The organism is Actinomadura sp. 6N118 (assembly GCF_044326415.1).
Classification (GTDB): Bacteria; Actinomycetota; Actinomycetes; order Streptosporangiales; family Streptosporangiaceae; genus Spirillospora.
The window spans coordinates 1-14,140 of sequence record NZ_JBIRAZ010000022.1 but is presented as its reverse complement, the minus strand read 5'-3'; the positions used below and the strand labels follow the sequence as shown (position 1 = coordinate 14,140).

Below are 14,140 nucleotides of genomic sequence, written 5' to 3'. Positions count from 1 at the left end.
CGTTATGTACAGGAGCCACTGGCCATGATCACGAAGACGACACTGCCCCCCGCCCGGCGAGGACTGACCTCAGATGAGGCCGCCGCGAGGCTGCGGGTGGACGGGCCGAACACGCTCCCGGCAGAGCGGCCGCCTTCTCCGCTCGCGCATGCCCTGGCGGCCGATGAGTCGATGCTTACCGGCGAGAGCGTCCCGGCGCGGCCCGAGGCGGGCGCACACGTGCACGCGGGGACGTTCGTGACCGAGGGTGAGGCCGAGGCCGGGGTCACAGCGACGGGAATGCGTACCCGGCTGGCGGGCATCGCAGCGTTGACCCGGGACGCCCGGCGACGCCCGAGCCCGCTGGCGTCGCAGCTGCACCGGGTGGTGCGGGCCGTCGCGGTCCTCGCGGTCGCCGTCGGCGCGGCGTTCTTCACCGTCGCCGTGCTGCTCGGACTGGAGCCTGGCCAGGGGTTCCTGCTGGCCGTGGGCGTCACCGTCGCGCTGGTGCCGGAGGTGCTGCTGCCGACCGTCACGCTTTCACTGGCCTGCGCCGCTCAGCGGATGGCAAGGCGCAAGGCTCTTGTGAGGCGGCTGGAGGCGGTGGAGACCCTCGGCTCCACCACGTTCATCTGCACCGACAAGACCGGCACGCTGACGTGCAACGAGATCACGGCCGTTCACGTCTGGACGCCGTCCGGGACGGTGCTGGTCGAGGGCGAGGGGTACTCCCCGGACGCACGTCTCGTCGGCGGGCCGGACGCGGTGGAGGCGGTCCGGAGGCTCGCCGTCACCGCCTACCGCTGCTCCACCGGGCGGGCACGGCGCCAGAACGGCCATTGGCGTGCGGTCGGCGATCCGATGGAAGCGGCCCTGCACATGCTTGCCCTACGCGCCGGGGCGGATCTGTCCGACGAGCACGAGCGGCGCCGCTATCCCTTGACGCGCGGCGGCGGCGCCCTTCCTCCCTTGCTGCTGTGGGCGGTCGCGACCGATCTCGTGCTGATGTCCGTCTTCCTCGCGATTCCGCCGGTGGCAGACCTGCTCGGCGGCGGGCCTCCGTCCCCGTTCGGCTGGCTGGTCGCCTTCACCGTCATCCCGGCCGTCCTTCTGGTCGACGCCGCAGCCAAGGCCGTCCGGGGCCGCAGAAACCTGGGGGCAAGCCGTCCGGCCACGGCCGGAACGCGCTCGGCCGGTTGATCAGCTGGAACCGCGGCGCTCCGCCGCACTGAAGGAGGTATTCATGAGCGCGAAACCCGCCCGCCGGAAGCTGGGGTTGTGGATGGCCACGGCCTTGGTGGTGGGGAACATGATCGGGTCGGGCGTTTTCCTGCTACCGAGCTCGCTCGCCGCGTACGGGCCGATCAGCCTGGTCGCCTGGGGGTTCACCGCGGCCGGCGCGATTCTGCTGGCCTTGGTGTTCGCCCGCATGGCGCGGGCCTATCCGCGCACCGGTGGCCCGTACGCCTACGCGCGGCGGGCGTTCGGGGACTTCGTCGGGTTCCAGACGGCCTGGGGCTACTGGATCGCGGTGTGGGCCGGCAACGCGGCGATCGCGGTCGCGTTCGTCGGTTACCTTGCCCACTTCTGGCCGGCGCTCGGCGACGACAAGATCCTGGCCGCCGGTGTGGGGCTGGCGGCGATCTGGCTGCTGACCGGAGTCAACGCCTACGGCGTCCGCGAGAGCGGCGCCGTCCAGGTCGTCACGACGGTGATCAAGCTGGTGCCGCTGCTGCTGATCGCGGTGGGCGGGCTGTTCTTCGTCAAGTCCGGCAACTTCGGCGACTTCAACGCCAGCGGCGACAGCGCGTTCGGCGCGGTGACCGCCGCTGCGGCGCTCACCCTGTGGTCGTTCATCGGCCTGGAATCGGCGACTGTCCCCGCCGAGGACGTCCAGGACCCGGAGAAGACCATTCCGCGCGCCACCGTCGCGGGGACCGCGGTCACCGCGCTGATCTACATCCTCGGCACCGTGGCGGTCCTCGGCCTGGTGCCGGCGGCCGCGCTGGCCGCCTCCACCGCTCCGTTCGCCGACGCCGCCGACGCCGCGTTCGGCGGGTGGGCCGCCGACCTGGTCGCCGCCGGAGCCGCGATCAGCGCATTCGGGGCCCTGAACGGCTGGATCCTGCTGCAGGGCCAGGTCCCGTTCGCCGCCGCGCGCGACGGGTTGTTCCCCCGCGGATTCGCCCGCACCGGACGCGGCGGCACCCCGATCGTCGGACTGGTCGTCTCCAGCGTCCTGGCCTCCGGGCTGATGCTGATGAACTACAACGCCAGCCTGGTCGACCAGTTCACCTTCATCATCCTGCTGGCCACCCTCACCACCGTCATCCCCTACGCCTACGCCGCCGTCGCCGAGCTGGTGCTGCTGGCCACCGACCGCGCCGCGTTCTCCGGCGGCCGTCTCGCCCGGGACGCGGTGATCGCGGTGCTGGCGTTCGGGTACTCGGTCTGGGCGATCGGCGGCGCCGGCTACGAGGTCGTCTACAAGGGCACGCTGCTGATCTTCGCCGGGATGCCGGTCTACGCCTGGCTGAAATACCGCGCCCAGCTCACCCAGTCCCAAGTGGTGGAGGCCGAAGTCGAGGCCGCGGTGGACGACGCGGAACTCTACGGCCCGACACCTGACCAACCCGACAAGCCCGAACCACCCATCCAGGCAGCATGAAGGGACCGATCGCCGTGTCCACCGTTACTTCCGAGGTCGGGCGGCTGCGGCAGGTACTGCTGCACCGTCCTGACCTGGAACTCCTCCGCCTGACACCGGCCAACAAGGACGACCTGCTCTTCGACGAGGTGCTGTGGGCCACCCGCGCCCGCCAGGAGCACGACGTGTTCGCCGACGCACTCCGTGAACACGACGTCCAGGTGCACTACCTCGCCGACCTGCTCGCCGAGACCCTCAAGATCGACGATGCCCGTGCCCAGGTCCTCGCCCACACCGCGTCCGAGGCGACGCTGGGAGCGACACTCGCCGGGCCGGTGCGGGCCGTGCTGGACGACATGGACGCCCAGACCCTGACCCGCCATCTGATCGGCGGGCTCACCAAGGCCGAACTGGGGCTTGCCGTGCACAGCCTGCTGCTGTCGGCCATGGACGACGGCGACTTCGTCCTGCCGCCCCTGCCCAACCACTTGTTCACCCGCGACCCGTCCGCGTGGATCTACGGCGGAGTGACGCTGCACCCGATGGCCAAGGCCGCCCGACGCCGCGAGGCGGTCCACCTTGACGCCATCTACCGGCACCACCCGATGTTCACCGGCGGTTTCCCGGTCTGGTATCACGGCACCGACTCCGCACTGCCCACCCTCGAAGGCGGCGACGTTCACGTCCTCGGTGACGGCCTGGTCTTGATCGGGATGAGCGAGCGCACCACGCCGCAGGCGGTCGAACTGCTCGCCCGGCGACTGTTCACCGCCGGGGCCGCCCGGGAGGTGATCGCCGCCCAACTGCCGCGGCGCCGCGCCTTCATGCACCTGGACACCGTCGTGACGATGGTCGACCGGGACGCCTTCACCGTCTACCCCGAACTGCCGGCGCTGCGCTCCTACAGCATCACACCGGGCCACGGCGACGAGGTCGTTGTGGACGAGAACGAATCGCTGTTCCCCACGATCGCCCGCGCGCTCGGTCTGCCCCGCGTGCGCATCCTGAGCGCCGAGCAGGACGTCAGCGCCGCCGAACGCGAGCAATGGGACGACGGCAACAACGTGCTGGCCCTCGAGCCCGGCTTGGTCGTCGCCTACGAGCGCAACGTCACCACCAACACCATGCTCCGCCGCAACGGAATCGAGGTCATCACCATCCCCGGCGGCGAACTGGGCCGCGGACGCGGTGGCCCACGCTGCATGAGCTGCCCGCTCCAGCGCGATGAGGCGCTGCCCACGAACGAGGTGACACCGTGAAAGATCTGCTGCGCGTCGCCGACCTGACCGGCGACGACTTGACCCTCCTGCTGCGGCTGGCGACCGACGTTCAGAACGCTCCAGAGTCGGCGCACGACCTGCTCACCCATCGGATCGTGGCGATGTACTTCGCCAAGCCGTCCACCCGGACGCGGCTGTCGACCGCGGCGGCGGTGGTCCGGCTCGGCGGAACGCCCGTCGCCCTCGGGCCCGACGAGCTCCAGCTCCGCCGCGGCGAGACCATCGCCGACACCGCCCGGGTGATGGGCTCCTACGCCGCCGCGATCGTGATCCGCACCTTCGCCGACGCCGACGTCGCCGACCTGGCCGCCGCGGCACCCGTCCCGGTGATCAACGCGCTGACCGACGGCCACCACCCGCTGCAGTCCGTGGCCGACCTGCTCACCGTCCAGGAGCACTTCGGCCACCTGCACGGCCACCGCATCGCCTACCTCGGCGACGGCGGCAACGTCGCCCGCAGCCTGATGGAGGCCGCGGCCCTCGCCGGGATGGACGTCGCCGTCGCGACTCCGCCCGGCTACGCGCCGCCGGACGAGGCCGTCGCGTTCGCGACCGCCGAGGCCGAACACGGTGGCGGGACCGTCACGCTCACTCATGATCCCGTCGAAGCGGTCAAGAACGCGAGCGTCGTCTACACCGATGTCTGGCTGTCCATGGGCGACCCCGAAGATCAGCGGGAACGCCGTACCAAGGCGCTCGCGCCCTACCAGGTGAACGAGCAGCTGATGCTCCAAGCCCGGCACGACGCCGTCTTCATGCACTGCCTGCCCGCGCACCGCGGCCAGGAGGCCACCGCCGACGTCATCGACGGCGCACGTTCGCTGGCCTTCCGGCAGGCCGCCAACCGGCTGCCCGCCACGCAGGCGGTGCTGTACGCGCTGCTCACCGAGCGGCTGGTGGGGCGGCGATGAGGATCGTCGCCGCCCTCGGCGGCAACGCGCTCCTGCGCCGCGGCGAGCCGCTCGACGCAGCCGTGCAGATCGCCCACGTGCGCAAGGCCGTCGGCGGGCTGGCCGCGCTGGCGGCCGACAACGAGCTGATCATCACGCACGGCAACGGCCCGCAGGTCGGGCTGCTGGCCGTCGAGAGCGCCGCCGACCCGGCACTCTCGGCTCCGTACCCGCTCGACGTGCTCGGCGCCGAGACGCAAGGCATGATCGGCTACTGGCTGGCCCGCGAGCTGCGCCGCGCCCTTCCGGGCCTCGAGATCGTCGCCGTCCTCACCGAGACCGTGGTCGACCCCCATGACCCCGCGTTCGACGCCCCGGCCAAATTCGTCGGCCGCACCTACAGCGCCTCGGAAGCCGAACGGATGCGCGCCGATCACGGTTGGACCATGCGTCAGGACGGCACTACGTGGCGCCGTGTCGTCCCGTCTCCAGAGCCGCGCGACATCGTCGAACTCCCGACCATCGCCCGCCTCACCGATGAGGGGTGCCTGGTCATCGCCGCTGGCGGAGGCGGTGTCCCCACCGTCGGTGACCATCGGGGCATCGAAGCCGTGGTCGACAAGGACCTGGCCGCCGCGCTGCTCGCAACACGGCTCAAGGCCGACACGCTGCTGCTCCTCACCGACGTCCCCGCGATCATGCGTGACCACGGCACCGCGCACGCCCGGCCCATCCGCCACATCGCTCCTGGCCTGCTACGGCGCCTGCCGCTGCCGCTCGGATCCATGGGTCCCAAAGCTGAGGCGGCCTGCCGCTTCGCCGAGCACCGCCACGGGGCCGTCTCGGTGATCGGCGCGCTCACGGACGCACCCGCACTCCTGTCCGGAGCCGCAGGCACCCGCATCGAGGCCCGGTGACCGAACTCCAAGGTGCATGGCACCGCCAAAGAGAAGGGAGAACAGCATGAATGATCAGGTTGACGTGGTGGTGATGGGGTTGGGGCCGGGCGGTGAGTTCGCCGCGGGTGCGCTGGCCGAAGCCGGATTGGACGTTGTCGGGATCGAGGCGGAACTCGTCGGAGGCGAGTGCCCGAACTGGGGATGCATCCCCAGCAAAATGATGATCCGCGCCGGAAACGCGCTCGCCGAAGCCGCCCGCGTCCCCGATCTGGCCGGCGAGGGAAAGACGGTTCCCGACTGGAGCAGGGTCGCCGCCCGCATCCGCGCCGAGGCCACCGACGGCTGGAACGACCAGGCTGCCGCCGACCGCCTGGTGGCCAAGGGCGTGCGACTGGTTCGTGAAAAGGGAAGGCTCGCAGGCCCAGGCCGAGTGACCGTGGGCGACCACACGTTCCAGGCCAGGCGCGGCATCGTCCTGGCCACCGGCTCCTCTCCCCGCGTCCCCCCGATCCCGGGTTTGGAGGGGACGCCGTACTGGAGCAACCGGGACGCCATCGCGGCCGAAGAGGTTCCCGCCTCGATGCTCGTGCTCGGCGGCGGTGCGATCGGCGTGGAACTCGCCCAGGTCTTCGCCCGCTTCGGAAGCACCGTCACCGTCCTGGAAGGCCAGGACCGGCTGCTGACTCAGGAGGAACCGGAAGCCGGGGAGCTGGCAGCGAAGGCGCTGCGGGCGGACGGCGTCACCGTCCGCACCGGCGCCCGGGCCGTTGATTTCGAACATGACGGCGCGACCTTCGAGGCCCTGCTGGAAGGGGGGCTGGAACCGATCCGAGCCGAGCGTCTTCTCGTCGCGACAGGCCGCCGCGCAGACCTGGCCGCTCTGGCGGTCGACACCGTGGGAATCGACCCGGCCGCGCCGACACTGCGCACCGACGGGCAGATGAGGGCCGGCGAAGGGCTCTGGGCGGTCGGCGACATCACCGGCCACGGCGATTTCACCCACATCTCGATGTACCAGGCGCAGATCGCCGTCCGCGACATCCTGGGAAGTCCCGGTCCTGATGCCGATTATCGGGCGCTGCCTCGCGTCACTTTCACCGACCCCGAGATCGGGGCCGTGGGGCTCACGGAACGGCAGGCACGCGACCAGGGCGTGCGTGTGCGCACTGGCTCGGCGCAGATCGCCTCGTCCGCACGCGGCCTGATCCACGGGCCGGGCAACGAGGGATTCATCAAGCTCGTCGAGGACTCCGACCGCGGTGTCCTGATAGGAGCGACCTCGGTCGGCCCCACGGGAGGCGAAGTCTTGTACGGGCTGAACGTCGCCGTCCATACCGAGGCTCCGACCGATCGCCTGAAGCACATGATCTACAGCTATCCGACCTTCCACCGGACGGTGGAAGCGGCGCTGCGCGCCCTCCGCTGATGCCGCCGAACTCGAAACTCCTAAGGAGCCGTCCATGACCTCATCAGTGATCACTGCATCGTCCAATCCCGAACCAAAGGCTGGAGCATGAGCGACAAGGCACTCACTGCCGACGTGGAAGTCATCGACAACCCGAAGAAGAACCGATACGAGGCGTGGGTGAACACCGGCCTGGCCGGGTTCGCCCGATACTCCCGTAAACCCACCCGGATCACCTTCGTGCACACGGAGGTGAATCCTGCTTATGCGGGGCACGGTGTCGCCACGGCCCTGGCACGGACTTCATTGGACGCGGCTCGTGCACAGGGCTTGACCGTGCGCGCGGTGTGCCCGTTCTACGCCGCCTGGATCGCTCAGCATCCCGAGTACCAGGACCTGCTGTCACCTGGCGTTGGCCACCCTGCCGGATGAAGTCAATGGCGCCCGCCTCGTCTCAGCGAGGCGGGCGCCACAGCACACCGCGCATCAGGCGGCTCTGCGGCTCGCCGACGGCCGTCCGGGTGGAACACGGTCAAGGCCCGCCTTGGCGGCGCTGGTCAGCAGGGGTCAGCAGGGCACCCTCGGTCGGGTCGCCCACAATGCGCCATCCGTCGTCGTGGAGGAGTCGCGCGTCGTTACAGCCGAGGCCCGCCAGCAGCGTCCCGCGCAGGGCCGGGTGCTCGATGAGATTCACCGCGGCGCCGTCCCGCTCAACGGTCCCGGTGGGGGAGTAGCCGGTGCCGGTGACGGTGTAGTCGTATCCGCCGGCGGTGACGGCGGTACCGTCATCTGGTTCTTGGTGAGGGTACCGGTCTTGTCCGTGCAGATGACGGTGGTGCCGCCGAGCGTCTCCACGGCGGCCACGACGACCCCCGCGCTCCGGCCGCCGATGACCAAGGTGCCGGAGAAGGCCATCGCGGTGTGGTCGGCCAGGGACGCCGCTCCCGGCAGCGGCGCCGGGTCTTTGGAAACCGGCGCCGATTCCCCGGTCAGCGCCGACTCGTCCACCACGAGCTCACTGGTCGTCAGCAGCCGCAGATCGGCGGGGACCTTGTCGCCGGCCTCCAGCTCGACGAGGTCTCCGACGACCAGTCCGGCGGCCGGAACCCGGCGCCGCACGCCGTCTCGGACGACCGCCGCGGTCGTCTGCGCGAGTACTGCCAGGGCCGTGAGTGCCCGCTCCGCCCGGGATTCCTGCGCGAACCCGACGATTGCGTTCACGATCACTACCGTGGAAATCACCGGTGCGTCCATGTGCTCGCCGAGCAGGGCGGTCACGACCGCGGACGCCAGCAGGACGTAGATCAGGGGGCTGTTGAACTGAAGCACGAACCGGGCTACCGGGCCACGCCCGCGGGCGGCGGGCAGCACATTCGGCCCCTCCCGCGCGAGCCGTTCCGCGGCGTCCTCATGGGACAGCCCTCGTTCGGTATCGGTCCCGAGTTCGCCGGCCACCTGGTCGGCGGGTCGCTGGTACGGCGGCGACACGGGCGCGTGGACGCCCGTCATGCGAGCTTGGCCTGGCGTTCGTCGTTACCCTCGCGTCGACCGCGCCCGTAGGCACTCCCGGGGCGGCCGTCCCCCCGAACGAGCATGACCAGGCCGGAAATCTGGCTCCACCCCACCACGTCCATCAGCTTGGCCAGATGGGGCGCGACCGACCGCAACACCAGCCGCCGGTCCCGGACTCCCAGCCGAGTCGCGGCAGCGGCCAGGGCACGGAGTCCACCGACGTCGATGAAGCTCAGCTTCTCCACGTCGACCCACACGTCACCGGGACTGTGTTCGAGCATGCGGGCCAGCGCGGCGGTGAAGTTTGCGAGCGTGGTGAGGTCGACCTCCCCATCGACGACCAGATGCGGAGGTTCGAAGGTGCCGTCCAGCCGCAACAGCGCGGTGTGGCATCGCACGCCGTCGGCGAGTTCGACCTTGGCCTGCGGCGCCTTCCCACCGGTACCGTTCACCAGGACAGGTCTCGCCGCGCGTTGCTCAAAGGGATCCATTGTCTACTTCCTTGTAATCGACGGTCAGGGCTGCCGGACGGCCGTCGGCCCGGTCCCGGATTCCGCGCAGCATTCGGCGCATCATCGCGAAGTCGGCGCACTCCATCAGCACCGCCGTCACCAGGGCCCACGGTCGCGGCCACTCGTAGACCGCCTTCATCCTGGTGATCAACCGGGTGCGCCCGTCGGCCAACGGGATCAGGCGCCAAGCCCAGCTGCGGTTCGGCATGCGCCACAGCAGCCATGATGGTTCGTCGAAGCCGTCGACGACGAACGACGTCCGTTCAGTGGGCTTCGGGGTCGTGGGCAGCCATTGACCGACTCGAAGGTCCTGCAGCTCGGGGACGATCCGCCGAACACTGGGACGGGCGAAGTTGCCGAGAAGGTCACCGGCATACCAGCCGGCCCGCCGGTACCCGACCTGGACCAGCCAGGGCCACACCTCGTCTGGGGTGGCGTCGATGGTGATCGCACGAGTGGCGCGGTACTGAGCCCGGGGGAGCAGGTGGTCGCCGGGCATCGCCGCGGCCGCCTCTTCCGGGGTGGCCCCCCAGGTCAGGTGCCAGTGCCGCAACAGCGGCGCGACGAGGATCCGCGGAAGATCGGCCATGGCGTCACGGACCTGGCGGACCAGATCTGTCCCGATTCTCGGCGCCGCCGCCCAATTCTCAACGTTCTGCCGTTCATGCGCATTGGACTTCCGGAGAGCATGTGGAGAGTCGGACTGCCCGCTCACAATGGTTCCTCCATTCGCCTTATGTGAAGGCCTACATACGGGACGACCGGATGGTGGGCAAAGGTGTGACACCTTCGGAGCATATTTTCCTGTGACGGACGGACTCGGATATCGCCGCGCGATAGGTGTCACAGGACGGGTTTGAATCCGGTCGATACATATGAGTCGGCATCACGCGCTCGACTCCGAATCAGACTGCGGCGATCCTCTCCGCGGTCGCCCTCATCCTGGTGAGCCTCAGCCAGACGCAGAGCGCCTTCTCGCCCGCACGGGAGGCGCGTTTGCCGCTATGGCCACTCCATCCGCCGGGCAGGGTTCCGTTCGATGTGCGTTGTGCACGGTTGACCGTCCGGTCCACCGAAGCCACCAGCCGGCAATGGTGGGCGTCAACCGTTAGGGACTGCCTCCCCGCCAGCTGATCAGCTGGTCCTTGGTAATGCCGTACTGGGCCAGAAAGTTCTCCGCCCGGTCGTATTCGACCGGGTCGGGCAGCGCCTTGTCGGCCTCGTCGGCCACGCCCGGCATTCCCACTTCCTGGAGTAGTCGAACTACATGCTGCTTTGGGACGTCCATCCCGTTCACCGGCCTTTCGTCTAGGGCGTTTCGAGTTGAACTGAGGATCGGCGGATCTATGGGCTGGACGCGGTGAGGCCTCCGGTGAAGGGCTCACCGGGGGCCTCACCGGGTCCAGAGGGCTGGGCTTCGTTCAGCCCTGGCCGTGGGCGACGGCGTCGAGGATGGCGGCGGTCATGGCGTCGGGCTGGGAGGAGGCGATCGCGTGGGAGGCGCCGCTGATTTCGCGGGTTCCTCGTGAGGAGGCGCGTTCGGCCATGAACCGCAGCGCCGCGGCCGGAATGTTGCGATCGCTTTCACCGAAGACGAACCAGGACGGCTTGCCGTGCCAGGCCGGCTCGCTCACGGTCAGCACGTCGCTCAGCGCCCGCTCGGTCACTGGTCGCTGGGTCGCCGCCATCAGGGCGGCCTCGTCGGCGTCCAGGTCGGCGCAGAACTGGTGGTGGTACTTGTCGTCGGCGATCCGGAACTCGTTGCCGCCGGAGGCGACCGGATAGGCGATCAGCGCGTTGGCCAAGGTGCTGCCCTCGAACTTGCCGGCCAGCAGCAGGGCGCTCTCGCCGGATTCGGGGGCGAAGGCGCCGGCGTAGACGAGGGAGCGGACGGCCGGATTGCCGGCCGCCGCCTGGCTGATCACCATGCCGGCGTAGGAGTGGCCGACGAGGATGACCGGCCGACCAATACCGTTGATCACGTCGCGCACGTAGGTGGCGTCGCCTGCCAGGTCGCGTAGGGGGTTGGCGACGGCGACGGCGGTGAGCTCGTGACTGTGCAGGCGCTGGATGACGCGGTTCCAGCTCGCCGATTCGGCGAAGGCGCCGTGGACCAGGACGACGACGGGCTGTTCGACGGTGTTCATGTGCGTGCCTTTCCGGTGTGGAGCGCGGTCTTGAGGACCGCGATGGCCTGGGCGGTGGCGGCTCGTGCCGCGTGGGCGTCGCGGACGGGGTTGAGCATCATGAAGTCGTGGAGGGTGTTGTTGTAGCGGACGCCGGTGGTCGGGACTCCGGCCTCGATGAGGCGGCGGGCGTAGGCTTCGCCCACGTCGCGCAGCACGTCGTTCTCGCCGACGATGAGGAAGGCCGGCGGAAGGCTGGCCAGGTCGTCGAGGGCTGTGCCGCCAGCTCCAGGATGTGCGAGCTCATGATGTCCTTCCGTGTTCCGTGCTGTTCGTGTCATCGGTTGTGCCGGTCGCAGTGCCCGGCTCTTCCTCGCGGAAGTCGATCTCTCGATGGGTTCCGTCGCACAGGGGCTTGCCTGCCGAGTGGCCACAGCGGCACAGCGTCATCCGGTTGCGGGTCTCCAGCGGGCGTCCGTCCGCGCGCTCGACGGGCACGCCGCCGGTGACCCACAGTGCGCTGGCCAGGCCGTCCTCTTCCTCGAGGATCGAGATGGCCTGCGGGAGGTCGGGCTCGATCGATTCGCCGCCGCGCTCCAGGGCGTAGCTGTACGACCCGGAGGGGCAGTGGTCGATCCGGCCCATGACGTTGGAGCGCACGTCGCTGTCGCCGGTGTCGGCGAGCATGTCGGCGATCGGTCTGGTGCGTCCGATGCAGAAGGCCGCGTGGATGCACAGTTCGCCGACCCGCTGCGCCGAGATGCCCACCCCGTCGTGCACGTGCTGCAGTTCCTTGTACGGCCGGAGGTCGGCGGACTCGGTGCCGTCGAACCCGACCACGGCGTGCGTACCGTCGCAGAACGGTTTGTGGGACGAGCGGCCGCAGCGGCACAGGGCGTAGGTGGCCTCGGTCTCCAGGATGTCGCCGGTCTGCCAGGTCAGCGCGGCGTTGTTCGCGGCGTCGACGATCTTGCGTTTGCGATTGAGTGGAACGCCGCCGTGTACGACGTAGGGGCCGTCGGGAAGTACGATGATCCGCTGCCGATCGCCGGCGGTCCACCGGCGGTGCTCAGGCGGCACGTACTCGAAGGTGGGGCCGGCCGTCGCGCCCTCCCCGTCGGGCATCCGCATCAGGGCTTGGGCCCTCGCCTTGAGCTGGTACATGGTGGCGATGGCGACCGGGAGCAGCTTCGGGCTGCCGTTGAACACGTGTTCCAGCAGGTGCAGGATGATGCAGTAGGTGTGGTTGAACTTTTCCTGGGCCGCGCGGATCGCGTCCCCCTCGGCGTGATCGGCGAGGCGGGGGTTGGGCCGCATCGGGAGGACACCGGCGGGATCCACCCCGATCGCCTCGCCGGTGGGCCCGGATTGCGGGGTGTCGCCGCGCCGGTAGCGCCGGCCGGCTCTGAGCTCCTGAAAGCGGTAGTAGTGGGCGACCTGTTCCCGATCGGGATGGTGGACGCTCCGGTCGCCGTCCCAGACCACGCCGCGGGAGGTACCCTCACCCTCCTCGACGATCTCCTCCAGGGCTGCCAGCGCCGAGCTCAGGTCGGTGACCGCGATCATCTGTCCGGTGGTGTTCCGGAAGTGCCCGGTGTGGATCTGGCGAGCCGGATCGCCTCGAAAGATCTCGCGCTCGCCGAACTGGTCGCACAGACGCCGCAGCCCGTCCGCGATCGCGTCGTAGAACTGACCGATCGTCTCGTAGCCATCGCCCTCCGGAGGGGCACCGGGTGGTGCGGGCCGTTCGAGTCGGAGGAACATCTCGAGCGCCTCGTCGCCGAACGGCAGCAGCGACAGGTGGAGGGAAGCGTCGGCGTGCGGCAGCCGCCGGGGATGCGATGGCAGCATCCGCGGCGTGTCCAGCCGCGGACGTCCACCGACGGCGTTGAGCAGGTTCGCGGCCAGCGTCAGGTGGAGCATCTCTTCGATGAACACGCCGGTCACCGCCTCGACGGCGTCGGGGTTGCGTTCCGGGTCAAGCGAGTACAGCGCGCACAGGTACGGCGGCAACGTCGCGTGTTCCAGCTCGATCGCCCACTGCAGGTGCTCACGCAGATCGTCGAGGGCGGTGATCCGCGCGGACGTGACAGAATCTGCGGCAGGCCGCAGCCGTGCTGAGTGATTCATGGTGATCAGGAATTCCGGGAAACTCGGAGGTGCTTGCGCTGGGCGAGTTCCGCTTCGTCCACCACTGCCGCCCTGGCCACGGCATCGGCGAGCCCTTCGCCGGTGAGGGTGTTGACGCCGGTGTCCAGGGAGGCCACCACCCCCTCAAGGCCATGCTCGCCGAGCCTCCTCACGACCTTCGACCCGATCAGCCCGGTGCCACCGACTACCACGATCCTCATGACAGGCCTCCTGTTCACCCGGGTAACGGTCGCTTCCCGGTCACCAATTACGACCGGCCACCGAACCGGCCTGTGACAGTTCCGGCTGCGGATTCCTGAGACCGGCCGGATCGGGCGTTCGGCGTCACAAACAGAAGCGGTGCCCGGTCGTCAGGGCGACGGAGTCATGGAATGACGGGGCCGCACTGTGCCGCCAGCAGCTACCAGGTCGCGGGCATCCGGGCCCGGATGCCCGCGCGCGAGATCGATGAGCCGCACCGCACCGCGAGCCAGCTGGAACTGTTGTTCGACCTCACCTTCGTGGTGGCGATCGCGGCCGTCACGGCCTAGTACTACATCACTAGATCGCGCGCGCACCTGGCTGAAGGTCCCGGTCGTGGACCGGATGGAGGAGGTCATGGCGGCCTCGACGCTGCCCGCCCTCCTGCTCGGCGGCGAGGTGCCCGACGATCCGGACGCCGCGCTGGCCGGCTGGCAGAAGGCGCTCGCGCTGCCCACCGTCCGCGGCCTGGTCATCGGCCGGAGCTTGCTTTACCCGC

The 14,140-nt window shown here is 69.7% G+C and carries 17 protein-coding genes and 1 pseudogene; 9 read left to right on the top strand and 9 right to left on the bottom strand.

All coding sequences use genetic code 11. From position 1 onward, the window contains the following. The first annotated feature begins 24 nt into the window (after positions 1-24). From ACH34W_RS41835 to ACH34W_RS41805, 7 genes are all read left to right on the top strand, one after another. The gene (locus tag ACH34W_RS41835) at positions 25-1,179 is read left to right on the top strand and encodes an HAD-IC family P-type ATPase (RefSeq protein WP_395966760.1); all 1,155 of its coding nucleotides are present in this window, start codon (positions 25-27) and stop codon (positions 1,177-1,179) included. Positions 1,180-1,222: 43 nt separating this feature from the next. Beyond that, a complete protein-coding gene (locus tag ACH34W_RS41830; protein ID WP_395966759.1) occupies positions 1,223-2,647 on the top strand; it encodes an amino acid permease in 1,425 nt (474 codons plus the stop codon). Next, positions 2,644-3,885: an arginine deiminase gene (locus ACH34W_RS41825; RefSeq protein ID WP_395966758.1), complete on the top strand. Its 1,242-nt coding sequence runs from the start codon at positions 2,644-2,646 to the stop codon at positions 3,883-3,885. Before ACH34W_RS41830 ends, ACH34W_RS41825 begins: the two co-directional genes overlap by 4 nt. Next, complete coding sequence (argF, locus tag ACH34W_RS41820) at positions 3,882-4,817, top strand: ornithine carbamoyltransferase (RefSeq protein ID WP_395966757.1); 936 nt, start codon at positions 3,882-3,884, stop codon at positions 4,815-4,817. Before ACH34W_RS41825 ends, argF begins: the two co-directional genes overlap by 4 nt. Continuing rightward, positions 4,814-5,713, top strand: coding sequence for a carbamate kinase (locus tag ACH34W_RS41815; RefSeq protein WP_395966756.1), 900 nt, complete (start codon positions 4,814-4,816; stop codon positions 5,711-5,713). Before argF ends, ACH34W_RS41815 begins: the two co-directional genes overlap by 4 nt. A gap of 46 nt (positions 5,714-5,759) precedes the next feature. Continuing rightward, entirely contained in the window at positions 5,760-7,121 is a 1,362-nt protein-coding gene (locus ACH34W_RS41810; RefSeq protein ID WP_395966754.1) for a dihydrolipoyl dehydrogenase family protein, read from the top strand. Positions 7,122-7,208: 87 nt separating this feature from the next. Next, on the top strand, positions 7,209-7,532 hold the full coding sequence (locus ACH34W_RS41805; protein WP_395966753.1) for a GNAT family N-acetyltransferase: 324 nt from the start codon (positions 7,209-7,211) through the stop codon (positions 7,530-7,532). Between the two features lie 100 nt (positions 7,533-7,632). On the opposite strand, the gene ACH34W_RS41800 is transcribed toward ACH34W_RS41805, so the two are convergent. The 9 genes from ACH34W_RS41800 to ACH34W_RS41760 all read right to left on the bottom strand — a co-directional run bounded on the left by ACH34W_RS41800 (position 7,633) and on the right by ACH34W_RS41760 (position 13,601). After that, positions 7,633-7,794 carry a hypothetical protein gene (locus ACH34W_RS41800; RefSeq protein WP_395966752.1) on the bottom strand — a complete coding sequence of 54 codons (162 nt, stop codon included), beginning with the start codon at positions 7,792-7,794 and terminating at the stop codon, positions 7,633-7,635. After that, on the bottom strand, positions 7,791-8,609 hold the full coding sequence (locus tag ACH34W_RS41795) for an HAD-IC family P-type ATPase (RefSeq protein WP_395966751.1): 819 nt from the start codon (positions 8,607-8,609) through the stop codon (positions 7,791-7,793). The genes ACH34W_RS41800 and ACH34W_RS41795 overlap by 4 nt, the downstream gene beginning before the upstream one ends. After that, a complete protein-coding gene (locus ACH34W_RS41790) occupies positions 8,606-9,103 on the bottom strand; it encodes an STAS domain-containing protein (RefSeq protein ID WP_395966750.1) in 498 nt (165 codons plus the stop codon). Before ACH34W_RS41790 ends, ACH34W_RS41795 begins: the two co-directional genes overlap by 4 nt. Next, on the bottom strand, positions 9,090-9,713 hold the full coding sequence (locus tag ACH34W_RS41785) for a hypothetical protein (protein WP_395966749.1): 624 nt from the start codon (positions 9,711-9,713) through the stop codon (positions 9,090-9,092). Before ACH34W_RS41785 ends, ACH34W_RS41790 begins: the two co-directional genes overlap by 14 nt. A 519-nt stretch (positions 9,714-10,232) precedes the next feature. After that, a complete protein-coding gene (locus ACH34W_RS41780) occupies positions 10,233-10,412 on the bottom strand; it encodes a hypothetical protein (protein WP_395966748.1) in 180 nt (59 codons plus the stop codon). A 133-nt stretch (positions 10,413-10,545) separates the two neighbouring features. Then, the gene (locus ACH34W_RS41775) at positions 10,546-11,271 is read right to left on the bottom strand and encodes an alpha/beta fold hydrolase (protein WP_395966747.1); all 726 of its coding nucleotides are present in this window, start codon (positions 11,269-11,271) and stop codon (positions 10,546-10,548) included. Next, positions 11,268-11,591: an alpha/beta hydrolase fold domain-containing protein gene (locus ACH34W_RS41770; RefSeq protein ID WP_395966746.1), complete on the bottom strand. Its 324-nt coding sequence runs from the start codon at positions 11,589-11,591 to the stop codon at positions 11,268-11,270. Before ACH34W_RS41770 ends, ACH34W_RS41775 begins: the two co-directional genes overlap by 4 nt. Continuing rightward, positions 11,554-13,380 carry a ferritin-like domain-containing protein gene (locus ACH34W_RS41765; protein ID WP_395966745.1) on the bottom strand — a complete coding sequence of 609 codons (1,827 nt, stop codon included), beginning with the start codon at positions 13,378-13,380 and terminating at the stop codon, positions 11,554-11,556. Before ACH34W_RS41765 ends, ACH34W_RS41770 begins: the two co-directional genes overlap by 38 nt. A 5-nt stretch (positions 13,381-13,385) precedes the next feature. Continuing rightward, complete coding sequence (locus tag ACH34W_RS41760; protein ID WP_395966744.1) at positions 13,386-13,601, bottom strand: NAD-dependent epimerase/dehydratase family protein; 216 nt, start codon at positions 13,599-13,601, stop codon at positions 13,386-13,388. A 171-nt stretch (positions 13,602-13,772) separates the two neighbouring features. Between ACH34W_RS41760 and ACH34W_RS41755 the strand changes: the two genes are divergently transcribed. Together ACH34W_RS41755 and ACH34W_RS41750 are read left to right on the top strand one after the other, a co-directional pair. After that, entirely contained in the window at positions 13,773-13,931 is a 159-nt protein-coding gene (locus tag ACH34W_RS41755; RefSeq protein ID WP_395966743.1) for a hypothetical protein, read from the top strand. A 19-nt stretch (positions 13,932-13,950) separates the two neighbouring features. Continuing rightward, positions 13,951-14,140 (top strand): annotated as a pseudogene (locus ACH34W_RS41750) (aldolase); the annotation flags it as partial.

What these genes read in the sequence shown, in the direction of transcription:
- ACH34W_RS41835 (WP_395966760.1), top strand. Translation starts at nt 25, where the DNA reads ATGATCACGAAGACGACACTGCCCCCCGCCCGGCGAGGACTGACCTCA.
- ACH34W_RS41830 (WP_395966759.1), top strand. Translation starts at nt 1,223, where the DNA reads ATGAGCGCGAAACCCGCCCGCCGGAAGCTGGGGTTGTGGATGGCCACG.
- ACH34W_RS41825 (WP_395966758.1), top strand. Translation starts at nt 2,644, where the DNA reads ATGAAGGGACCGATCGCCGTGTCCACCGTTACTTCCGAGGTCGGGCGG.
- ACH34W_RS41815 (WP_395966756.1), top strand. Translation starts at nt 4,814, where the DNA reads ATGAGGATCGTCGCCGCCCTCGGCGGCAACGCGCTCCTGCGCCGCGGC.
- ACH34W_RS41810 (WP_395966754.1), top strand. Translation starts at nt 5,760, where the DNA reads ATGAATGATCAGGTTGACGTGGTGGTGATGGGGTTGGGGCCGGGCGGT.
- ACH34W_RS41805 (WP_395966753.1), top strand. Translation starts at nt 7,209, where the DNA reads ATGAGCGACAAGGCACTCACTGCCGACGTGGAAGTCATCGACAACCCG.
- ACH34W_RS41795 (WP_395966751.1), bottom strand. Translation starts at nt 8,609, where the DNA reads ATGACGGGCGTCCACGCGCCCGTGTCGCCGCCGTACCAGCGACCCGCC.
- ACH34W_RS41790 (WP_395966750.1), bottom strand. Translation starts at nt 9,103, where the DNA reads ATGGATCCCTTTGAGCAACGCGCGGCGAGACCTGTCCTGGTGAACGGT.
- ACH34W_RS41785 (WP_395966749.1), bottom strand. Translation starts at nt 9,713, where the DNA reads ATGGCCGATCTTCCGCGGATCCTCGTCGCGCCGCTGTTGCGGCACTGG.
- ACH34W_RS41780 (WP_395966748.1), bottom strand. Translation starts at nt 10,412, where the DNA reads ATGGACGTCCCAAAGCAGCATGTAGTTCGACTACTCCAGGAAGTGGGA.
- ACH34W_RS41775 (WP_395966747.1), bottom strand. Translation starts at nt 11,271, where the DNA reads ATGAACACCGTCGAACAGCCCGTCGTCGTCCTGGTCCACGGCGCCTTC.
- ACH34W_RS41770 (WP_395966746.1), bottom strand. Translation starts at nt 11,591, where the DNA reads ATGACACGAACAGCACGGAACACGGAAGGACATCATGAGCTCGCACAT.
- ACH34W_RS41765 (WP_395966745.1), bottom strand. Translation starts at nt 13,380, where the DNA reads ATGAATCACTCAGCACGGCTGCGGCCTGCCGCAGATTCTGTCACGTCC.
- ACH34W_RS41760 (WP_395966744.1), bottom strand. Translation starts at nt 13,601, where the DNA reads ATGAGGATCGTGGTAGTCGGTGGCACCGGGCTGATCGGGTCGAAGGTC.
- ACH34W_RS41755 (WP_395966743.1), top strand. Translation starts at nt 13,773, where the DNA reads ATGACGGGGCCGCACTGTGCCGCCAGCAGCTACCAGGTCGCGGGCATC.